Here is a 17,932-nt window from a genome sequence, read left to right as displayed (position 1 = left end):
CAGCGGATTCGTCGCCCAGGGCACAGCCGGTCGGCGGCCATTGACACGAAGCGGCCGGATGGTGTCCAATCCCCCGCATTATGACAACGTTGTCTCACTCGGGCCGGGACGCGGACGGGCTTCCCCGCCCCGCCAGCAGGCGGGCCACGATGAGCGATGTGGCGCGGCTGGCCGGCGTCAGCATCAAAACGGTGTCGCGGGTCGTCAACGACGAGCCCGCGGTGCATCCGGACACCGCCGAACGCGTGGTGGCCGCGATCGAACAGCTGGGGTTCCGCCGGAACCTCGGCGCCCGCAACCTGCGCCGCGGCTCGACCACCGGCACCATCGGCCTGGTCGTCGAAGACGTCGGCAACCCCTTCTACTCCGAGCTGAACCGCGCGGTGGAACGGATCGCGACGTCCTTCGGCAGACACGTGCTGACCGGGTCGTCCGGCGAGAATTCCGACCGCGAGCGCGAGCTGTCGCTGGAGTTCTGCGCGCGGCGCGTGGACGGGCTGCTGATCGTGCCCGCCGGGCTGCAGCACGGCTATCTCGTGCCGGAAATGCGCGCGGGCACGCCGGTGGTGTTCCTCGACCGGCCGGCCGGCGACATCGTGGCCGACACCGTGCTCGTGGACAACCTCGGCGGCACCATCGAGGCGGTCAGCCATCTCGTGCGGCACGGCCACCGGCGCATCGCGTTCCTCGGCGACAGCCCGGACATCTTCACCGCCGCCGAGCGGCTGCGCGGCTTCCGGGAAGGCTGTGTGCGCAACGGGATCTCCTACGACGAGAGCCTCGTGGCGATGCAGACGCCGACGCCGGAAACCGTCGGCAACGCGGTGCGCAAGCTGGCCGGCGGCCCGAACCCGGCCACCGCCGTGATCGCGGGCAACAACCGGGTCGCGGTGCACCTGCTGCGCGCGCTCGCGCACGCCGAGCACCGGCCCGCGCTGGTGAGCTTCGACGATTTCGAACTGGCGGACCTGCTCGACCCGCCGGTCACCGTGATCGCCCACGACGTCAGCGCCCTCGGGCACGCAGCGGCCGAGCTGCTGTTCGCCCGCATCCAGGGCGATCAGTCCGCCCCGAGAAAGGTAGTTCTGCCCGTGCACCTAGTCGCCCGCGGTTCCGGTGAGGCCGCCCTGTGACCCAGCACCTCGAGCCGGTCGCACTCCCGGCCAACCAGCCGCCGCAGTTCTACCGGGGCGGCGACGCCATCGCCGCCCTGCGCGGCGCCACCGGCACCGACTCGAAGTTCGGGCCGGAGGACTGGGTCGGTTCCGTCACCACCATGTTCGGCCAGGAGACCAACGGTCTCACCAAGCTGCCCAGCGGGATCTGGCTGCGCGACGCGGTCGGCGCCGACCCGGTCGCGTGGCTGGGCGCGGCGCACGTCGCCAAGCTCGGCGACTCGACCGGCCTGCTGGTCAAGCTGCTCGACGCCGGACAGCGGCTTCCGGTGCACTTCCACCCGTCGGATTCCTTTGCCCGCAAGCACTTCGACTCGCACTTCGGCAAGACCGAGGCGTGGATCGTGGTCGGCACCTACGGCGACGACCCGCGCGTCTACCCGGGTTTCCGGGAGACGCTGAGCAAGGAAACCGTCGCCGAGTGGACCCGCGAACAGGACGCGCCGAGCATGCTGGGCGCGCTCAACAGCATCCCGGTGCAAGCAGGCGACACGGTCTACATCCCGGCCGGGCTGCCGCACGCGATCGGCGAAGGCGTCTTCGTGGTCGAACTGCAGCAGCCGACGGACTTCTCGCTGACCCTGGAATGGCGTGATTTCCTTGCCTCGCCGGAAAAGGGCCACCTCGGGATCGGCTTCGACACCGCGATCGAAACGCTCGACACCTCGGGCTGGGACGACGACCGGCTCAAGACGATCGTGAAGCACACCTCCGGCGACGAAGCGACCACAGTGGACTTGCTCGCGCCGGGCTCGGCGGAGTTCTTCCGCGCCGACCGCATTCAGTTGTCCGGCAACGCGTTCTCGCTCGACCCGTCGTTCAGCGTGCTCGTCGCGCTCGACGGCGAAGGCACCCTGCGCACCGAGCACGGCGGCGAGTTCCCGATGACCAAGGGCGACACCTACGCGGTGCCGTTCGCCGCGGGCCAGACCGAGCTGTCCGGCTCGCTCACCGTCATCCGCTGCCGTCCGCCCGCCCCGGAAAGGAGTTAGCGCCGATGAGCGAGATCCTGCTCGACGCGGTGGACCTGACCAAGCACTACGGATCGGTGGAAGCCTTGCGCGGCGCGTCTTTCCAGGCGCGCGCGGGTGAGGTGACCGCATTGATCGGCGACAACGGCGCGGGCAAGTCCACGCTCGTGAAGTGCCTGTCCGGAGCCGAACAGCCGACGTCGGGCCGGATCTTGCTCGACGGGAAAGAGGTCCATCTCGACTCGCCGGTGGCCGCGCGCCGGGCCGGGATCGAGACGGTGTACCAGGATCTCGCCGTCGCGCCGGAGCTGGACCCGGCGGCGAATCTGTTCCTGGGCCGGGAAATCCCGCGCAAGGGCATCCTCGGCAAGCTCGGCATGCTGGACAAGGCGGAGATGCGCCGCCAGGCGGTCGTCGAGTTCGAGCGGCTCGGCGTGACTCTGCAGAGCACCGACGTGCCGATCGGTTCGCTGTCCGGCGGGCAGCGGCAAAGCGTGGCGGTGGCACGGTCGGTGGTGTGGGCTTCGAAGGTCGTGTTCATGGACGAGCCGACCGCCGCGCTCGGGGTGGTGCAGCGCGAACGCGTGCTGGACGTGATCAAGAAGGTCCGCGACAAGGGCATCGCGGTCGTGCTGATCAGCCACAACATGCCTGAGGTGCTTTCGGTGTCGGATCGGATCGAGGTGCTGCGTCTGGGCAAGCGGGTGGCCCGATTCGCCGGTGCGGACACGAAGCTCGAGGACCTGGTCGCGGCGATGACCGGGGCTCTCGTTCAGGAGGAGGCGGCATGAGCGCTCCGGTGAAGGATATCCAGGCCACTGTGGACGGCGGGTTCGGCAAGCGTCCGCTGGGGAAACGGCTCATCGGGGCCAATACGTTCTGGATCGCGCTGGTGCTGATCGCGTTGATCGCGGTGTTCACCGCCATCGCGCCCGCCGAGTTCGCGACGCTGTTCACCTTCCAGACGCTGCTGATCGAAACGTCCGTGCTGCTGGTGCTTTCGGTCGGCATGACGTTCGTGATCATCACCTCCGGCATCGACCTGTCCGTCGGGTCGGTGCTGATCTTCGCCGGGATGGTCGCGGGCAAGACCATGGAAGCGCTCAGCGGCGGCGACGCCTCGCACGCGGGCTGGGGCGTCATCACCGTCGGGCTTGTCGCGGCGGTGCTCGCGGGCACGGTCTGGGGCCTGATCAACGGCTTCCTCATCGCGGTGGCGGGCATTCCGCCGCTGATCGTCACGCTCGGCACGATGGGAGCGGCGCTCGGCGCGTCGTACCTGCTCAACGGCGGGTCGGACGTGCGCAGCGTGCCCACCGAACTGAACAAGACCCTCGGCTACGGCACGTCGTTCGGCGGGGTCCCGAACCTCGTGCTGGTGGCCGTGGTGATCACGCTGATCGGTGCGTGGCTGCTGCACACCACGCGGTTCGGCCGCTACACGTTCGCGGTCGGCTCGAACGCCGAGGCGGCGCGACGCTCAGGCATCGGTGTGACCGCGCACCTGCTGAAGGTGTACCTGCTCACTGGTTTCCTCGCCGGAATCGCGGGTTTCCTGTCGCTCGCCTATTACGCGTCGACCACGATCTCGGCGCACACCAACGACAACCTCAACGCCATCTCCGCGACGGTGATGGGCGGCACGAGCCTCTTCGGCGGCGTCGGCTCGATGCTCGGCACGGTGATCGGGGTGTTCATCCCGGCGGTGCTGAAGAAGGGCTTCAACATCACGCACGTGCAGGACTTCTGGCAGATGATCGCGGTCGGCGCCGTCCTGATCGCGGCGGTGTGGTTCGACCAGCGCCGCCGCCGCAAGCGCAACTCCCGCTGAATCGGTTCCCGAGTACAAAGAGGTGCTTACGATGAAATTTAGCAAAACCGTCCTCGCCGCGGGGACGCTCGCGTCCGCGGCCATGCTGGTGGCCGCGTGCGGCTCCGGGCAGGTGGGGCAGAGCGGGTCCGGGGACAAGCCCGGCGGCAACTCCGCGAACAGCAAGAAACTCGCGCTGGTGCCCGGCGTACAGGCGGAACCGTTCTACATCTCGATGCAGTGCGGCGCGCAGGCCGAAGCGAAGAAGCTCGGCTACGAACTGACCACGCAGGCGCCGCAGAAGTTCGACGCGGCCATGCAGACGTCGATCGTCAACGCGATGGGCTCCAATCCGCCCGCCGCGCTGCTCATCGCGCCGACCGACGACCAGGCGATGCTCGCGCCGATCCAGCAGGTGAAAAACCGCGGCACGAAGATCGTCGAGGTCGACACCTCGCTCAAGGACAAGAGCGTCGCGGTGTCGTCGGTGTCCTCGGACAACGCCGAGGGCGGCAAGCTCGCCGCGCAGACCATGGCGAAGCTCGTCGGCGACAAGCCGGGTTCGGTGCTGGTCCTCGACACCATCGCGGGCACCTCCACCACCGCCGCCCGGGCGAAGGGCTTCGAGGACGAGCTGAAGAACCACTCGAACCTCAAGTCGGTGGGCATCCAGTTCACTCAGAACGAGCCGGACCAGGCAGCGTCGAAGGTCACCGCGGCGCTGGCCTCGACGCCGGATCTCGTCGGCATCTTCGCCACCAACCTCAACACCGGCGAGGGCGCGGCGACCGGCCTGCGCAACGCGGGCAAGATCGGCAAGGTCAACCTGGTCGGCTTCGACGCCAGCCCGTCCGAAGTGGACGGTCTGAAGAAGGGCGAGTACCAGGCGCTCATCGCCCAGGACCCGGCGCAGATCGGCACGAAGGGCGTCGACCAGGCGGTGGCCGCGCTCGAGGGCAAGCCGACCGAGCGGAACCTGACCGCGCAGCTGCACTCGATCACCAAGGACGACCTGGACGCCAATTCGCAGTACTTCTACAAGCAGAGCTGCTAGCCTCTGGTCGCGATCGAAGGGGACTTTCCGCACGGAAAGTCCCCTTCGCCTTGTTACGGGCTAGTATCTACTCCCCCAGGTACCCGAGGGGAGGCTCGTCGATGACCGAGAGTGCCCGGCTGCCGTGGCGCTCCCGCCCGGACGCCGTCGGCGTGCTCGGCGCGGCGCGGAAGGTCGCCGACGACCTGAAAGACGGCCTGTCCGGAGTCCGCGCCCGGCGCGCCGTACACGGTCTGCGACGGCTTTTCGACGTCGCCGGACTAGGGCTCTCCGATCTCTCCGGCACGTTGATGTGGTCCGGCCGCCCCGGAGCTGACGACGCGGTGTCCCAAATCCTGGACGACGTGCTGCACCAGGAGGAGCCGATCACCTCGCGGGGCGTGACGGCGGTCCCGTTGCACGTCCACGACGAACTGGCGGGCGCGTTGCTGCTGGTCGGCGAGGTACCCGGCGCGGTGACGCGGCAGGCGACGGACTTGGTCGTGCAGTCTTTGGAACGGGGTCGGCTCGAAGCTTCGGCGGACCAGGCGGCGCAAGCCGAACTCCGGGCGCTGCGCGCGGAGATGTCGCCGCATTTCGTGTACAACGCGCTCACCGTGATCGCCTCGTTCGTCCGATCGGAACCGGACCGCGCCCGCGACCTGATGCTCGATTTCGCCGACTACACCCGCTACAGCCTGTCGCGGCACGGCGAGTACACCGTCGTCGCCGAGGAGTTCCGCGCGGTGGAGACGTATCTCGCGCTGCAGCGGGCGGTGCTGGGCGAACGGCTCAAGGTGCAGGTGCGGGTCGCGCCGGAGGTGCTTGCGGTGGCGGTGCCGTACCTGGTACTCGAACCCCTCGTGGAGAACGCGATCCGGCACGGCATCGAGCCGCGGTCGGGCACCGGGCTCGTCCAGGTGCACGGACAGGCGGAAGGGAACGACTGCGTGATCAGCGTCGAGGACGACGGGGTCGGCATGGAGCCCGAGCGCGCCGCGGCCATCCTCGCGGGCAGCGGCGACGGCACCGGGCTCGGACTGGCCAATGTGGACAGACGATTGCGCACGGTGTACGGGGCCTGGTACGGGCTGACCGTGGAAACGGCGGTCGGCGAAGGCACCCGGGTCGTGCTGCGCGTGCCGCGATTCCAGCCGGGGGTGCTGCCGTGAGCGGGCTGCGGGTGCTGGCGGTCGACGATCTCGCGCCGGCGTTGGACGAACTGTGCCGGATGCTGCGCGAGGCGCCGGAGGTCGGCGAGGTCGTCGGCGCGAGCGATGCGTTGAAGGCGCTGAAACTGTTGCAGGCAGACCACTTCGACGCGGTCTTCCTCGACATTTCCATGCCCGGCCTGGACGGGCTGGAGCTCGCGTCGCTGCTGGCGAAACTGTCCGAACCGCCGGTGATCGTGTTCGTCACCGCGCACGACGGGCACGCGGTGACCGCATACGGCATCGGCGCGGTCGACTATCTGCTGAAACCGGTGCGCACGGAACGGCTTTCCGCCGCGCTGGCGAAGGTGACGCGCTTGGTGCCGAGCGGCCGTCGCCAGTCCTCGCCGGACGCGATGGCCGCGCTGCCGGTCGATTCCGGCGGCCGCACGCGGTACGTCCGCCGCGACGACGTGCTGTTCGCCGAAGCCAACGGCGACTACGTCCGCCTCCACACCCGCGGCGGCGTCCATCCGGTGCGGATGCCGATCTCGCGGCTCGAAGAATATTGGGAAGGGACGGGATTTACCCGGGTACACCGCGGATTCCTGCTCGCGGTGAGCGCGGTGCTGGAACTGCGAAGCGACACGACGGGCGGGTTGCTGGCGCACACGGAGGCTGGCGATGTGCCGGTGAGCCGACGGCATGCGCGGGATCTCCGGGACCGGTTGCTGGAGGCGGCGCAGCGCGGGCAACTCGGGAGTGCTCGGTGAGGGGGCGGTGGTGCTTGGGGGCTCGTGAGCGGCTAGGCCGGTTAGAACCGGCTTTGCCACGCACGACAACCCGACTGCACCCGGCACCTTGTGAGCGGCAAAGCCGGTTAGAACCGGCAACGCCGCGCACAAGGATTGCGCGGGCCGTCCGATGAGCCGCGCCAAGCGGGTCGCCGTCACCAGTCCGCAGACGAGGCTCGCCCGGTCGCGGCGGCTCGAACGCGGCCGGTGGCGGATGCCCCGTCTGCGCGCGCCGGAAGCGGAACGCGCGGCCGTCCTCTACCGGATCCAGCGGCGACGCGGGATCCCCGCGCTGGTGGGGATGTTCGTGCTGGTGCTGGGTTTGCCGGTGCTGTTCTCGCTCGCCCCGTCGCTCGACAGCGTGCGGCTGTGGGGGATTCCGCTGTCCTGGCTGCTGATCGCGGTTCTGCCGTACCCGGTGCTGGCCGGGCTCTCGTGGTGGCAGCTGCGCCGCGCGGAGAAGATCGAGGACGATCAGTGAGCCGACTGCCCGCAGCGCCCCAATGTGGCATTGGGTGCATCTCACGCACCCAACGCGGCATTCGGTGCATCTCACGCACCCAACGCGGCATTCGGTGCATCTCACGCACCCAATGTGGCATTCGGTGCATCTCACGCACCCAATGTGGCATTCGGTGCGTCGCATGCACCCAATGCCACATTGGGACCACAGCCGGAGCGGGCAGGAGCGGATAGATGGACATCGCGCTCGCGGTAGCCCCGGTCGTCCTCGTCACGCTGCTCATCGGCGTGCGCGGGGTCGCCGCTATGCGCACCACCTCCGACTTCCTGGTGGCGTCCCGGCGGATCTCGCCCTTCGTCAACTCCGCCGCGGTCTCCGGCGAATACCTCTCCGCGGCCTCATTCCTCGGCGTCGCCGGGCTGATGGTGAAGGACGGCGTCGGCGCGCTCTGGTACCCGGTCGGCTTCACCGCGGGATACGTGGCGATGCTGGTCCTCGTCGCCGCGCCGATGCGCAGATCCGGCGCACTCACCGTCCCCGACTTCGCCGAAGCGCGCCTCGCCTCTCCCGCGCTGCGCCGGCTGGCCGCGGTGGTCGTGCTGGTGATCGGAACCATCTACGTGGTCCCGCAATTCCGCACCGCCGGGCTGGTGCTCACCGCGGTCGGCGGCACTCCGTACTGGGTCGGCGTCGTCATCGCGGGCACCGCGGTCAGCGTCACGCTCGCGCTCGGCGGGATGCGCGCGGCGACGTACGTCCAGGCGTTCCAGTTCTTCCTGAAACTCCTGCTGTTCCTCGTTCCCGCGCTGTGGCTGGTGCTCCAGGTCGGTGCCGAAACCCGCGACGCGAGCCTCACGCCGGTCGAGTTCACCCGCTTTTCGCACGCCACCCCGGTGCAGTTCGACCACGACGTCACCCTCACCTTCCGCGAACCCACCGCGCTCGAGGACCGCGGTACGTTGCCGCCCGGAGAACTGGTGGTGCGCAAGGGAGAACAGCTCACCTTCGCCGCCGGCGCACAGGTCCCCGGCGTCAGCGGAGAAGTCGCGCTCGGCGGGCCGGACTGGCAGCGTCCGCTGCTGGAAATCGACAAGGGCTACCCGCTGCTCGGCACCTGGGCGGTCCTCATCGCGACCGTCCTCGGCACGATGGGTCTCCCCCACGTCCTGATGCGCTTCCACACCAGTCCGGACGGCCGCGCCGCACGCCGCACGGCTGCGATTACCGTGGCACTGCTGGGAGTTTTCTACCTTTTCCCCGGCATTTACGGCGTCCTCGGCCGGGTTCTCGTGCCGCAGCTGTATCTGTCCGGCAACACCGACACGGTGGTCGTCGCGCTCCCGTCGCAGGTCGACCACAGCTGGGCCGGGCAGTTGTTCACCGCGTTGCTCACCGCGGGCGCGTTCGCGGCGTTTCTGGCGACGTCGCTGGGATTGCTGCTGGTGATGTCCGGCGCGCTCGCCTACGACCTGATGCCCGGCGGTCTGCGTCGCCTTCGCGTGACGGTCGTGTTCGCCGCGATCGCGATGGTGCTGCTCGCGCTGCCGTCCGCGCGGCTCGACGCCGGGGTGCTGGTGACGTGGGGGTTCACTGTCGCCGCATCGACGTTCTGCCCGCTGCTCGTGCTCGGCATCTGGTGGCAGCGGCTCACCGCCGCAGGCGCGATCGCCGGAGTGCTGACGGGTCTGGCCGCCTCGTCCGGATCGATCCTGTTCGCGCTGGCCGGACCGCCGATGCAAGGTTGGGTGGCGATCTTGGTCTCGCAACCGGCACCCTGGTCGGTACCGCTCGCGTTCGGCGTGATGATCACGGTGTCACTGCGCGGGCGCCCACCGTCCTGGGCCGGGGCCGCGATGCTGCGGCTGCACCTCGACGAGCGCCCTTCGTCCGCGCCCGGTGACCGTTCGTCAACCGTTCGTCGTGCGGCGAGGCGTTTGAGCCGCTGACGGTTTCCCTGGCCCGGAGTCCTCCCTACTGTGTCGCGGACCACATCCGCAGCGTCGCACAAGGGAGATCCCATGAGCGCAGGCGACCCGTCCGGCGCCCCGCCGGACTCGACCTGGGAGCAGGTGCACGACAGCGCCGAGTTCCGCCAACTCCGCGGCAGGCTCCGCCGGTTCGTGTTCCCGATGGCCGGACTGTTCCTCGCCTGGTACCTGCTCTACGTCCTGCTCGCCGACTACGCGCACGGCTTCATGAGCACGAAGATCACGGGCAACTTCACCGTCGGCCTCCTCTTCGGGCTCCTGCAGTTCGTCTCCACGTTCCTCATCACGTGGCTGTACGTGCGCTACGCCAACAAGAACCTCGACCCGCTCGCCGAGCGGATCAAGGACGACATCGAGAACCCGGCGAAGGAGGAGGCGTGAAGACTCTCGCGGCGAGCGTCGAGGGCAGCAACCCGACGCTCAACATCACGATCTTCGCGCTGTTCGTGGTCATCACCCTGGTGATCGTGTTCCGCGCGAGCCGCAACACGAAGACCGCGTCGGACTACTACGCGGCGGGCCGTGCGTTCACCGGCCCGCAGAACGGCATCGCGATCTCCGGCGACTACCTGTCGGCGGCGTCGTTCCTCGGCATCGCCGGGGCCATCGCGGTGTACGGCTACGACGGGTTCCTGTACTCGATCGGCTTCCTGGTGGCGTGGCTGGTCGCGCTGCTGCTGGTGGCGGAACTGCTGCGCAACACCGGCAAGTTCACGATGGGCGACGTGCTGGCGTTCCGGATGAAACAGCGTCCGGTGCGCGCGGCGGCAGCGATTTCGACGCTCGTGGTGTCGTTCTTCTACCTGCTGGCGCAGATGGCGGGCGCGGGCGGGCTGGTCGCGCTGCTGCTGGGCATCGACGGCAAGGCCGCGCAGGCGCTGGTGATCGCGGTGGTCGGCGTGATCATGATCGCCTACGTCCTGATCGGCGGCATGAAGGGCACCACCTGGGTGCAGATCATCAAGGCGGCGCTGCTGATCGTCGGCGCGCTGGCGATGACGCTGTGGGTGCTCGGCAAGTACGGCTTCAACTTCTCGTCGCTGCTGCAGGGCGCGGTCGACAAGGCGGGCGAGGCCGGCGAAGCGCTGCTCGGGCCGGGCAAGCAGTACGGCAAGAACGGCACGACGAAGCTGGACTTCTTCTCCCTCGGCATCGCGCTGGTGCTGGGCACCGCGGGCCTGCCGCACGTGCTGATGCGCTTCTACACGGTGCCGACCGCGCGCGAGGCGCGTCGTTCGGTGGTGTGGGCGATCGTGCTGATCGGCGTGTTCTACCTGTTCACCCTGGTGCTCGGCTACGGTGCGGGCGCGCTGGTCGGACCGGACGCGATCAAGAAGGCCCCGGGCGGCGTCAACTCCGCGGCTCCGTTGCTGGCGCTGAACCTCGGCGGCCCGATCCTGCTCGGGCTGATCTCGGCGATCGCGTTCGCCACGATCCTCGCCGTGGTCGCCGGATTGACGATCACCGCGTCGGCATCGTTCGCGCACGACGTCTACGCGAACGTGCTGAAGAAGGGCAAGGCGAACACCGGCTCGGAGGTCCGCGTCGCGCGGATCACCGCCGTGGTGATCGGCATCGTCGCGATTCTCGGCGGCATTCTGGCGAACGGGCAGAACGTCGCGTTCCTGGTGGCGCTGGCGTTCGCGGTGGCGGCTTCGGCGAACCTGCCGACGATTCTGTACTCGCTGTTCTGGAAACGGTTTAACACCCAGGGCGCGCTGTGGAGCATTTACGGCGGGTTGATCGTGACGATCGTGCTCATCGTGTTCTCGCCCGCCGTTTCCGGGAAGCCGGTCGACCCGAAGACCGGCAAGAGCGCGTCGATGCTGCAGGGCGTGGACTTCCACTGGTTCCCGCTCGACAACCCGGGCCTGATCTCGATCCCGATCGCGTTCGTCCTCGGCTGGCTCGGCACGATCCTGTCGAAGGAAAACGACAAGGCGAAGTTCGCCGAAATGGAAGTACGGGCGCTGACCGGTGCCGGCGCGGAAAAGGCCGTGCAGCACTGAGTTTTCGTCCCGCTGAAACCGCTGGGTGCCGCTTTCGCCGCGGCGCCCAGCGGTTTTTTCAATACGGCAGCTTCCCCTGCGCGATACCGTCGAGCGTGCCTTCCAGCACCCGGCGAAGATACCGCCACAACCCGGCCCCCAGCGAAATCCGGGCTACCCCCAGTTCGGCAAGCCCGGCCAGCCCCGGACCGCCGGGAAGCGCCGAAGCGTTGACCGGACCGCCCACCTGCCGGACGAATTCGGCCAGCACTTCCGGCGAACGCACGAGAATCGGGTACACACAGTCGGCCCCCGCTTCGAGATACGCGCGCCCGCGAGCCACGGCGTCGTCGAGCACCGCCTGCTCGTCCGGTGCACCGAGGAACGAATCCACTCGTGCGTTGACCACCAGCCCGTCGCCAGCCGCCCGGCGCAACTCGGCAATCCGTCCCGCTTGCTCGGCCGCCGGTCGCAACGCGCCCTTGCCGTGGTCGGTGTCCTCGATATTGCAGCCGACCGCACCGATTTCCTTCAACCGGGCCGCGAGATCCGCCGGGCTCAGGTCATAACCGGCCTCGGCGTCCACCGTCACCGGCACGGACACCGCGTCCACGATCCGCTTGGCCGCCGCGAGCATCTCGTCCGCCGACGCGCCTTCGTGGTCCGCCTGCCCGAGCGCCGCCGCGACCGCCGCGGAACTCGTTGCCACGATGGGAAATCCGGCCGCTTGCACCGCCTGCGCGGTATCCGCGTCCCAAGCGTTCGGCAGAATCAACGGCTTCCCGGGCACATGCAGCGCCCGCAACTCCTCAGCACTCACTCCGCACGCTCCGGCAGCTCAGCGTGGCTCGCGACCATGAGCCGGTTCCAGGTGTTGATGGCGACGACACACCACGCGAGCGCGCGATGCTGGTCCTCGGTGAAGACGCGGACCGCCTCGGCGTAGACGTCTTCGGGAACGTCCTTGTGGTCCGAGATCCGGGTCATCGCCTCGGTGTACGCGAGCGCGGCGCGTTCCTGCTCGGTGAACAGCTCGGTCTCGCGCCACCCCTCGAGTACGTAAAGCCGCCGCGGCGATTCCCCAGCCGCGACCGCCTCCGCCGCGTGCATGTCGAGGCAGTAGGCGCATCCGTTGATCTGCGACGCGCGCATCTTGACGAGCTCGATGAGCTTCACGTCGAGCCCCGCGTTCGCGCTGGCCTTCTTCACCTCGCCTTGCAGCTGGGACATCGCTCGATACAACTCGCCGGTGGCGAGCGCGATTCGCTTCGTCATGCCGCCCACGCTAATGGGGATTGGCCTAGCTGGGTGGTCCAGTTCAGCATGGGTGGCGTGGGCCAGTCAGGGTCGCGGTCGCGCGTTGCAGGCGTCGCCCACGGATTAGGCGACCCGAGCGGATTCGTGACGACGCAGCCGCTCGAGACGGGCTCGCCGAACGGCCAGAACCTGGCCGCAAGAAGCCGGTAGGCGAACGACTTCACCGCACAGAGTGCGTCCAGCCAGCGGTATTCGACGGCATGGACCCGGTCGACGGCATCGCCCGCGGGCAATGCCGGGGAAACCAGTAATCCGGGCCGCGTCGAGCGTTCAGCCGCAGGGTTGCGGCCGCCGGGCGATCGCCGCGACGGCCAGGCCCGGCGTCAGCGGCCGCAGAACAGGCACAACGGCAGAACCAGCTCCAGGTCCGTCTTCCGCACCGGTTTCCCGTCCACCGGCGTCTTCCCCGGCGGGGTGTCCGCGTCCGGCTGGATGCCGCCCGCCGCGACGCGGTCCAGGGTGCGCAAACCGGCCGAGCCGACCGTGCCGAAGACCGTGTAGTTCGGCAGCAGGCTGGAATCCCCGTACACCACGAAGAACTGCGATCCGTTCGTGTCCGGGCCGGCGTTCGCCATGGCCAGCAGGCCGCGCGCGTACGTGCGGCGCTTGCCGGTCGGGTCGGACGGGGCGGGCGGGAGCGTCGTCGGGAGTTCGTCGCGGAACTTGTAGCCCGGGCCGCCCTCGCCGGTGCCGGACGGGTCGCCGCACTGCAGGACCTTCAGCGTCGGGTACGCGGTGAGCCGGTGGCAGGTCGTCTGGTTGTAGAAGCCGTGGGCGGCCAGGTGCAGGAAGCTCTGCACGGTGCACGGCGCCTGCGCGCGGTCGAGCCGCAGCGGGAGCAGGCCCTGGTTGGAGAACACGGCAACGTCGACACTGCCGTGGTCCGGCGTGTGCTTCGGGTCGCGCGGCAGGGAAACCGGGCGCACCGCGGGATCGTCCGGAGTCGAGGTGTACTGGCACGGCCCCGAGGTGACCTTCGGCGGCGCCGAAGCCGCCGAAGCCGGTGCAGCGACGGCGACCAGCGACAACGCGGTCAGCACGGACACGAGCAGTCTCTTCATTCCGGTTCCCTCCCAGTGCACGGAGGATCGCAGTATAGGGACGGGAAACCGCCCGCGCTTCCGGCGAAAGTCGCATCCTGACCGGTTCCTGACACCCGCGTCCTACCGTGCGGTTCCATGATCACTCCCCTCCTCGCCGGACTGGTCGCCGGACTGCTGACCGTCCCCGCCGGTCCGGTTCAGCAACCGCTCGCGTCCTCCGCTGCCGAACAGCAGGCGGTGGTCGCCTACTGGAACCCGCAACGCCTGGCCGCGCTGACCGAACCGTCGTCGCAGAACCCGCCGAAGAGCGGCCCCGACGGAGCGCCTTGGCCGGGCCCGCTCCCGAAGACGATCGGCCGGCTGTTCTACACCGACCACGGCGAGGACGCGAGCTGCACAGCAACCGTCGTCCGCAGCAAGAACCGCAGCACGATCGTCACCGCCGGACATTGCGTCAACAACACCGACCTTCTCGGCGAGCACAACGCCTGGAACGCGCACGTCATGTTCATCCCCGGCTACCACGACGGCCAGGCGCCGTACGGGAAGTTCGCCGCCCGGATCGGCGTCGTCGACCGCACCTGGCTCGCGAACGACCAGCAGAACGCGCAGAAGTTCGACACCTACGACCAGGCGTTCGCAGTCCTCGGGCCGAACGAAGCGGGACAGCTGGTGCAGGACGCGGTCGGCGGTGCGCAGCAGATCGGGTTCGACCGGCCGGGCGGCGCGAAGGTGACGCAGTTCGGCTACCCGCGGGCGGCGTCCGATCCGGCACGCGAAGGGCTTCCGGAGTACACCGGGGCGAGGTTGGCATATTGCACTGGCACCGCACGGCATTGGACCGGTACGCCCACCTATCCGGACTCTCCCGATCTGTGGGGCGCGGCGTGCGTCATGGGCGGCGGCTCGAGCGGTGGGCCCCGGTTACGCGACTTCAACCCGTCGACGGGACTGGGAACGGTCGTCGGGGACAACACGCACGCGGGATTCTTTGCCGCGGACGGGAAACCGTGCGAGCGAGATGCGGGCTGCACGCGGTATTTGGTGGGGCCGCAGTTCAGCGGCAAGGTGACGAAGCCGTTGTACGAGGTCGCGCAAGCCGCGCGTTAGCCCTTCAGCTCCGCGATCAACCGGTCCGCCGCCGCGAACGGGTCCAGTTCCCGGGCCACCACTCGTGCCGCCAGGTCGCCCAGCCGGTCGCCGTCTCGGAGGTCCGCCAGTTCCGCGTGCAACCTCCGCAACGCGATCGCGGCGACCTCCTCCCGGGCGCGGGCGGCGCGGCGGCGGTCCAGTTCCCCGTGCGCCACAAGCCATTCATGGTGCGTCCGCAACGCCGACACCACGTCGTCGACGCCCTCGCCCTTCGCTGCCACCGTGCGGACGATCGGCTGCCGCCAGCTCGGTCCGCGCACTTCGCGCCGCGCCAGGGAGATCATCTGCTTGAGGTCGTGCACCGTCGCGTCGGCGCCGTCGCGGTCGGCCTTGTTGACCACGAACACGTCCGCGATCTCCAGCACCCCGGCTTTCGCCGCCTGGATGCCGTCGCCCATTCCCGGGGCCAGCAGCACTACCGTGGTGTCGGCCAGTTTCACAACGTCCACTTCGGACTGTCCAACCCCGACAGTCTCGATCAGCACCACGTCGAACCCGGCGGCGTCGAGCACCCGCACCGCCTGCGGGGTCGCCCACGAAAGGCCGCCGAGGTGGCCGCGGGTCGCCATCGAGCGGATGAACACGCCGGGATCGGTGGCGTGCTCGGTCATCCGGATCCGGTCGCCGAGCAACGCGCCGCCGGAGAACGGCGACGACGGGTCGATCGCCAGCACCCCGACCCGTAATCCCTCGCCGCGCAACGCGGTGAGCAGCGCGGACGTCGACGTCGACTTGCCAACCCCGGGCGGGCCGGTGAGCCCGACGACGCGAGCGCGCCCGGTGTAGGGCGTCAGAGCACGGGCGATGTCCGCCACTCGCGGCGAAGAGTCCTCGACAAGAGAAATGAGCCGGGCGACCGCGCGCGGTTGTCCTTCCCGCGCGCGGCCGACCAGCTCATCGAGGTCCGGGCCGGCCAACTTACGCCGACGGGACGCGGATCAGCAGCGCGTCGCCCTGTCCGCCGCCACCGCAGAGCGCGGCCGCGCCGAGACCGCCGCCGCGGCGGCGCAGCTCGTGCACCAGGTGCACGGCCAGCCGCGCACCGGAAGCGCCGATCGGGTGGCCGAGCGCGATCGCGCCGCCGTTGACGTTCACCTTCGACTCGTCCAGCCCGAGCTTCTCGCTCGAAACCAGGCCGACCGCGGCGAACGCCTCGTTGATCTCCACCAGGTCCAGGTCGCCGACGTCCAGCTTCGCCTTCTTCAGCGCGGCGCGGATCGCGTTCGACGGCTGCTCGTGCAGGCTCGCGTCCGGACCGGCGACGACGCCGTGCGCGCCGATCTCGGCCAGCGGCGTGATGCCCAGTTCGGCTGCCTTCTCCGGGCTTGCCACGATCACCGCGGCCGCGCCGTCGGAAATCTGCGACGCCGAACCCGCGGTGATGGTGCCGTCCGAGGCGAACGCCGGGCGCAGCTTCGCGAGGCTCTCGCCGGTGGTGTCGGCGCGCACGCCCTCGTCGGTGGAGAACACGACCGGGTCGCCCTTGCGCTGCGGAATCGACACCGGCGCGATCTCCTCGCGGAAGAACCCGGCCTCGATCGCCGCCGCGGCCCGCTGGTGCGAACGCGCGGAGAACGCGTCCTGCTGCTCGCGGGTGACGCTGTAGCGGCCGTTGTGCTTCTCCGTCGAAACACCCATCGCGACCTGGTCGAACGCGCAGAACAGGCCGTCGTAGGCCATGTGGTCGACCAGCGTCGTGTCGCCGTACTTGAACCCGGCGCGCGACTTCGGCAGCAGGTGCGGCGCCTGCGTCATCGACTCCTGGCCGCCCGCGACGACGAGGTCGAACTCGCCCGCGCGGATCAGCTGGTCGGCGAGCGCGATCGCGTCGAGGCCGGACAGGCAGACCTTGTTGATGGTCAGCGCCGGGACGTCCATCGGGATGCCCGCGGCGACCGCCGCCTGACGCGCCGGGATCTGGCCCGCGCCCGCGGTGAGCACCTGGCCCATGATCGTGTACTGGACCTGGTCCGGGGAGACGCCGGCGCGTTCGAGCGCGGCCTTGATCGCGATCCCGCCCAGCTGGGCTCCCGAGAAGTCCTTCAACGAGCCGAGCAGCCGCCCGATCGGGGTACGGGCAGCGCCCAGGATCACGGAACCGGACACGACGTCCTCCAAAGCATCGGTGCACTGGCAGTGTTCCCACGATACGGCCTGTGCGGGGTTCCCGGCGCGTCTTGATGGAGCCAGTGTGAGGGGGCGCACGCGGGGTTCCGCGAGGCCCGCCGGGGCTTATCCTCCCCGGTATGGACACCGAGCCCAGCGCATCCGTGCTCAAGCCGTTCGTGACCGCGATCGACCACGTCGGCATCGCCGTGCCCGACCTCGACGCGGCCATCGCCTTCCACCGCGACCACTTCGGCCTGGAGGTCGCGCACGAGGAGGTGAACGACGAGCAGGGCGTGCGCGAGGCGATGCTGCGCGCCCCGGGTACCGCGGGCACCGAGACGATGATCCAGCTGCTCGCCCCGTCCCGGGACGATTCGACGATCGCCAAGTTCATCGGCCGCAACGGCCCGGGCCTGCAGCAGCTCGCACTGCGAGTGTCCGATGTGGACGCTGCCGCGGAGGCACTGCGCGCACAGGGGCTGCGGTTGCTGTACGACGCGGCCAAGCGCGGGACGTCGAACAGCCGGGTCAACTTCGTGCACCCGAAGGACGCTGGCGGGGTTTTGGTCGAACTGGTGGAGCCCGCCGCCTCGCACTGAGCCGCGTACCCAATGCGGCATTGGGTGCATGCGACGCACCCAATGAGGTTTTCTCAGTAGCGCGCGGTATGCGGTGGGTTCGTGGCAGCGATGCTGGTCAGGACGCTGCGGGCGTCGGCCGACTAGGCGCGCCGGGCGGCTCCTCTCCCGCCGAGGTCCGTGAAGGGCTCCTTGAGGGAATCAGATTCCCTCAAGGAGCCCTTCACGGACCTCTCCGCGCACCCACCCGCCGCCAGAGGGACGCAGCCATCCGCGAGCGCGGCGCGTGACGCTGCCCTCGGTCAAGGAGCGCGGTCGGGCTAGTGCGGAGGTCGTGAGGGGAACCCTGACGGAATCTGA

18 protein-coding genes are annotated in these 17,932 nt (G+C 69.3%); 13 read left to right on the top strand and 5 right to left on the bottom strand.

The annotated features are described in order from the left end of the window. The first annotated feature begins 149 nt into the window (after positions 1 to 149). The 11 genes from WA670_RS16775 (at position 150) to WA670_RS16725 (ending at position 11,394) form a co-directional block, all read left to right on the top strand. Complete coding sequence (locus WA670_RS16775; RefSeq protein ID WP_037811888.1) at positions 150 to 1,133, top strand: LacI family DNA-binding transcriptional regulator; 984 nt, start codon at positions 150 to 152, stop codon at positions 1,131 to 1,133. Then, positions 1,130 to 2,167 carry a class I mannose-6-phosphate isomerase gene (locus tag WA670_RS16770; RefSeq protein WP_037811889.1) on the top strand — a complete coding sequence of 346 codons (1,038 nt, stop codon included), beginning with the start codon at positions 1,130 to 1,132 and terminating at the stop codon, positions 2,165 to 2,167. Before WA670_RS16775 ends, WA670_RS16770 begins: the two co-directional genes overlap by 4 nt. Positions 2,168 to 2,172: 5 nt before the next feature. Further along, positions 2,173 to 2,937: an ATP-binding cassette domain-containing protein gene (locus WA670_RS16765; protein WP_275293079.1), complete on the top strand. Its 765-nt coding sequence runs from the start codon at positions 2,173 to 2,175 to the stop codon at positions 2,935 to 2,937. Then, a complete protein-coding gene (locus WA670_RS16760) occupies positions 2,934 to 3,977 on the top strand; it encodes an ABC transporter permease (RefSeq protein ID WP_037811892.1) in 1,044 nt (347 codons plus the stop codon). Before WA670_RS16765 ends, WA670_RS16760 begins: the two co-directional genes overlap by 4 nt. A 31-nt stretch (positions 3,978 to 4,008) precedes the next feature. Next, a complete protein-coding gene (locus WA670_RS16755) occupies positions 4,009 to 5,010 on the top strand; it encodes an ABC transporter substrate-binding protein (protein WP_336158244.1) in 1,002 nt (333 codons plus the stop codon). A 101-nt stretch (positions 5,011 to 5,111) separates the two neighbouring features. Further along, entirely contained in the window at positions 5,112 to 6,161 is a 1,050-nt protein-coding gene (locus tag WA670_RS16750; protein ID WP_037811896.1) for a sensor histidine kinase, read from the top strand. Then, the gene (locus WA670_RS16745) at positions 6,158 to 6,913 is read left to right on the top strand and encodes a LytR/AlgR family response regulator transcription factor (protein WP_043839202.1); all 756 of its coding nucleotides are present in this window, start codon (positions 6,158 to 6,160) and stop codon (positions 6,911 to 6,913) included. The genes WA670_RS16750 and WA670_RS16745 overlap by 4 nt, the downstream gene beginning before the upstream one ends. A 151-nt stretch (positions 6,914 to 7,064) precedes the next feature. Further along, positions 7,065 to 7,415: a hypothetical protein gene (locus WA670_RS16740; RefSeq protein ID WP_336158243.1), complete on the top strand. Its 351-nt coding sequence runs from the start codon at positions 7,065 to 7,067 to the stop codon at positions 7,413 to 7,415. 215 nt (positions 7,416 to 7,630) lie between these two features. Continuing rightward, a complete protein-coding gene (locus WA670_RS16735; protein ID WP_336158242.1) occupies positions 7,631 to 9,343 on the top strand; it encodes a sodium/solute symporter in 1,713 nt (570 codons plus the stop codon). Positions 9,344 to 9,415: 72 nt separating this feature from the next. Then, the gene (locus WA670_RS16730) at positions 9,416 to 9,766 is read left to right on the top strand and encodes a DUF485 domain-containing protein (protein ID WP_037811903.1); all 351 of its coding nucleotides are present in this window, start codon (positions 9,416 to 9,418) and stop codon (positions 9,764 to 9,766) included. Further along, positions 9,763 to 11,394 carry a solute symporter family protein gene (locus WA670_RS16725; protein WP_037811905.1) on the top strand — a complete coding sequence of 544 codons (1,632 nt, stop codon included), beginning with the start codon at positions 9,763 to 9,765 and terminating at the stop codon, positions 11,392 to 11,394. The genes WA670_RS16730 and WA670_RS16725 overlap by 4 nt, the downstream gene beginning before the upstream one ends. A 58-nt stretch (positions 11,395 to 11,452) precedes the next feature. On the opposite strand, the gene WA670_RS16720 is transcribed toward WA670_RS16725, so the two are convergent. The 3 genes from WA670_RS16720 to WA670_RS16710 form a co-directional block, all read right to left on the bottom strand. Next, the gene (locus WA670_RS16720; protein ID WP_037811906.1) at positions 11,453 to 12,193 is read right to left on the bottom strand and encodes an isocitrate lyase/PEP mutase family protein; all 741 of its coding nucleotides are present in this window, start codon (positions 12,191 to 12,193) and stop codon (positions 11,453 to 11,455) included. Beyond that, complete coding sequence (locus WA670_RS16715; RefSeq protein WP_043839588.1) at positions 12,190 to 12,648, bottom strand: carboxymuconolactone decarboxylase family protein; 459 nt, start codon at positions 12,646 to 12,648, stop codon at positions 12,190 to 12,192. The genes WA670_RS16720 and WA670_RS16715 overlap by 4 nt, the downstream gene beginning before the upstream one ends. A gap of 365 nt (positions 12,649 to 13,013) precedes the next feature. Beyond that, on the bottom strand, positions 13,014 to 13,751 hold the full coding sequence (locus tag WA670_RS16710; RefSeq protein WP_043839211.1) for a peptidylprolyl isomerase: 738 nt from the start codon (positions 13,749 to 13,751) through the stop codon (positions 13,014 to 13,016). A 117-nt stretch (positions 13,752 to 13,868) separates the two neighbouring features. Here WA670_RS16710 and WA670_RS16705 point away from each other — a divergent pair, with 117 nt between their 5' ends. Continuing rightward, positions 13,869 to 14,843 (top strand): trypsin-like serine peptidase, encoded by a 975-nt coding sequence (locus tag WA670_RS16705; RefSeq protein WP_336158241.1) that lies wholly within the window; start codon positions 13,869 to 13,871, stop codon positions 14,841 to 14,843. Here WA670_RS16705 and meaB read toward each other — a convergent pair. Together meaB and WA670_RS16695 are read right to left on the bottom strand one after the other, a co-directional pair. Continuing rightward, positions 14,840 to 15,802 (bottom strand): methylmalonyl Co-A mutase-associated GTPase MeaB, encoded by a 963-nt coding sequence (gene meaB / locus WA670_RS16700; protein ID WP_336158240.1) that lies wholly within the window; start codon positions 15,800 to 15,802, stop codon positions 14,840 to 14,842. The genes WA670_RS16705 and meaB overlap by 4 nt on opposite strands. A 1-nt stretch (position 15,803) precedes the next feature. Further along, on the bottom strand, positions 15,804 to 16,991 hold the full coding sequence (locus WA670_RS16695) for an acetyl-CoA C-acetyltransferase (protein WP_037812139.1): 1,188 nt from the start codon (positions 16,989 to 16,991) through the stop codon (positions 15,804 to 15,806). A gap of 140 nt (positions 16,992 to 17,131) precedes the next feature. On the opposite strand from WA670_RS16695, the gene mce reads away from it, so the two are divergent. Next, positions 17,132 to 17,593: a methylmalonyl-CoA epimerase gene (gene mce, locus WA670_RS16690; RefSeq protein ID WP_037811910.1), complete on the top strand. Its 462-nt coding sequence runs from the start codon at positions 17,132 to 17,134 to the stop codon at positions 17,591 to 17,593. Positions 17,594 to 17,932 lie beyond the last annotated feature (339 nt).

Source organism: Amycolatopsis sp. VC5-11 (assembly GCF_037034185.1).
In the GTDB taxonomy this organism is placed as follows: domain Bacteria; phylum Actinomycetota; class Actinomycetes; order Mycobacteriales; family Pseudonocardiaceae; genus Amycolatopsis; species Amycolatopsis nivea.
Note: the sequence above shows the minus strand (reverse complement) of the source record. Positions and strands in the feature narration are given on the sequence as shown.

Excerpts from the sequence above, each read along its gene's own strand:
- WA670_RS16775 (WP_037811888.1), top strand. The coding sequence starts at position 150 with ATGAGCGATGTGGCGCGGCTGGCCGGCGTCAGCATCAAAACGGTGTCG.
- WA670_RS16765 (WP_275293079.1), top strand. The coding sequence starts at position 2,173 with ATGAGCGAGATCCTGCTCGACGCGGTGGACCTGACCAAGCACTACGGA.
- WA670_RS16760 (WP_037811892.1), top strand. The coding sequence starts at position 2,934 with ATGAGCGCTCCGGTGAAGGATATCCAGGCCACTGTGGACGGCGGGTTC.
- WA670_RS16755 (WP_336158244.1), top strand. The coding sequence starts at position 4,009 with ATGAAATTTAGCAAAACCGTCCTCGCCGCGGGGACGCTCGCGTCCGCG.
- WA670_RS16750 (WP_037811896.1), top strand. The coding sequence starts at position 5,112 with ATGACCGAGAGTGCCCGGCTGCCGTGGCGCTCCCGCCCGGACGCCGTC.
- WA670_RS16740 (WP_336158243.1), top strand. The coding sequence starts at position 7,065 with ATGAGCCGCGCCAAGCGGGTCGCCGTCACCAGTCCGCAGACGAGGCTC.
- WA670_RS16735 (WP_336158242.1), top strand. The coding sequence starts at position 7,631 with ATGGACATCGCGCTCGCGGTAGCCCCGGTCGTCCTCGTCACGCTGCTC.
- WA670_RS16730 (WP_037811903.1), top strand. The coding sequence starts at position 9,416 with ATGAGCGCAGGCGACCCGTCCGGCGCCCCGCCGGACTCGACCTGGGAG.
- WA670_RS16715 (WP_043839588.1), bottom strand. The coding sequence starts at position 12,648 with ATGACGAAGCGAATCGCGCTCGCCACCGGCGAGTTGTATCGAGCGATG.
- WA670_RS16710 (WP_043839211.1), bottom strand. The coding sequence starts at position 13,751 with ATGAAGAGACTGCTCGTGTCCGTGCTGACCGCGTTGTCGCTGGTCGCC.
- WA670_RS16705 (WP_336158241.1), top strand. The coding sequence starts at position 13,869 with ATGATCACTCCCCTCCTCGCCGGACTGGTCGCCGGACTGCTGACCGTC.
- mce (WP_037811910.1), top strand. The coding sequence starts at position 17,132 with ATGGACACCGAGCCCAGCGCATCCGTGCTCAAGCCGTTCGTGACCGCG.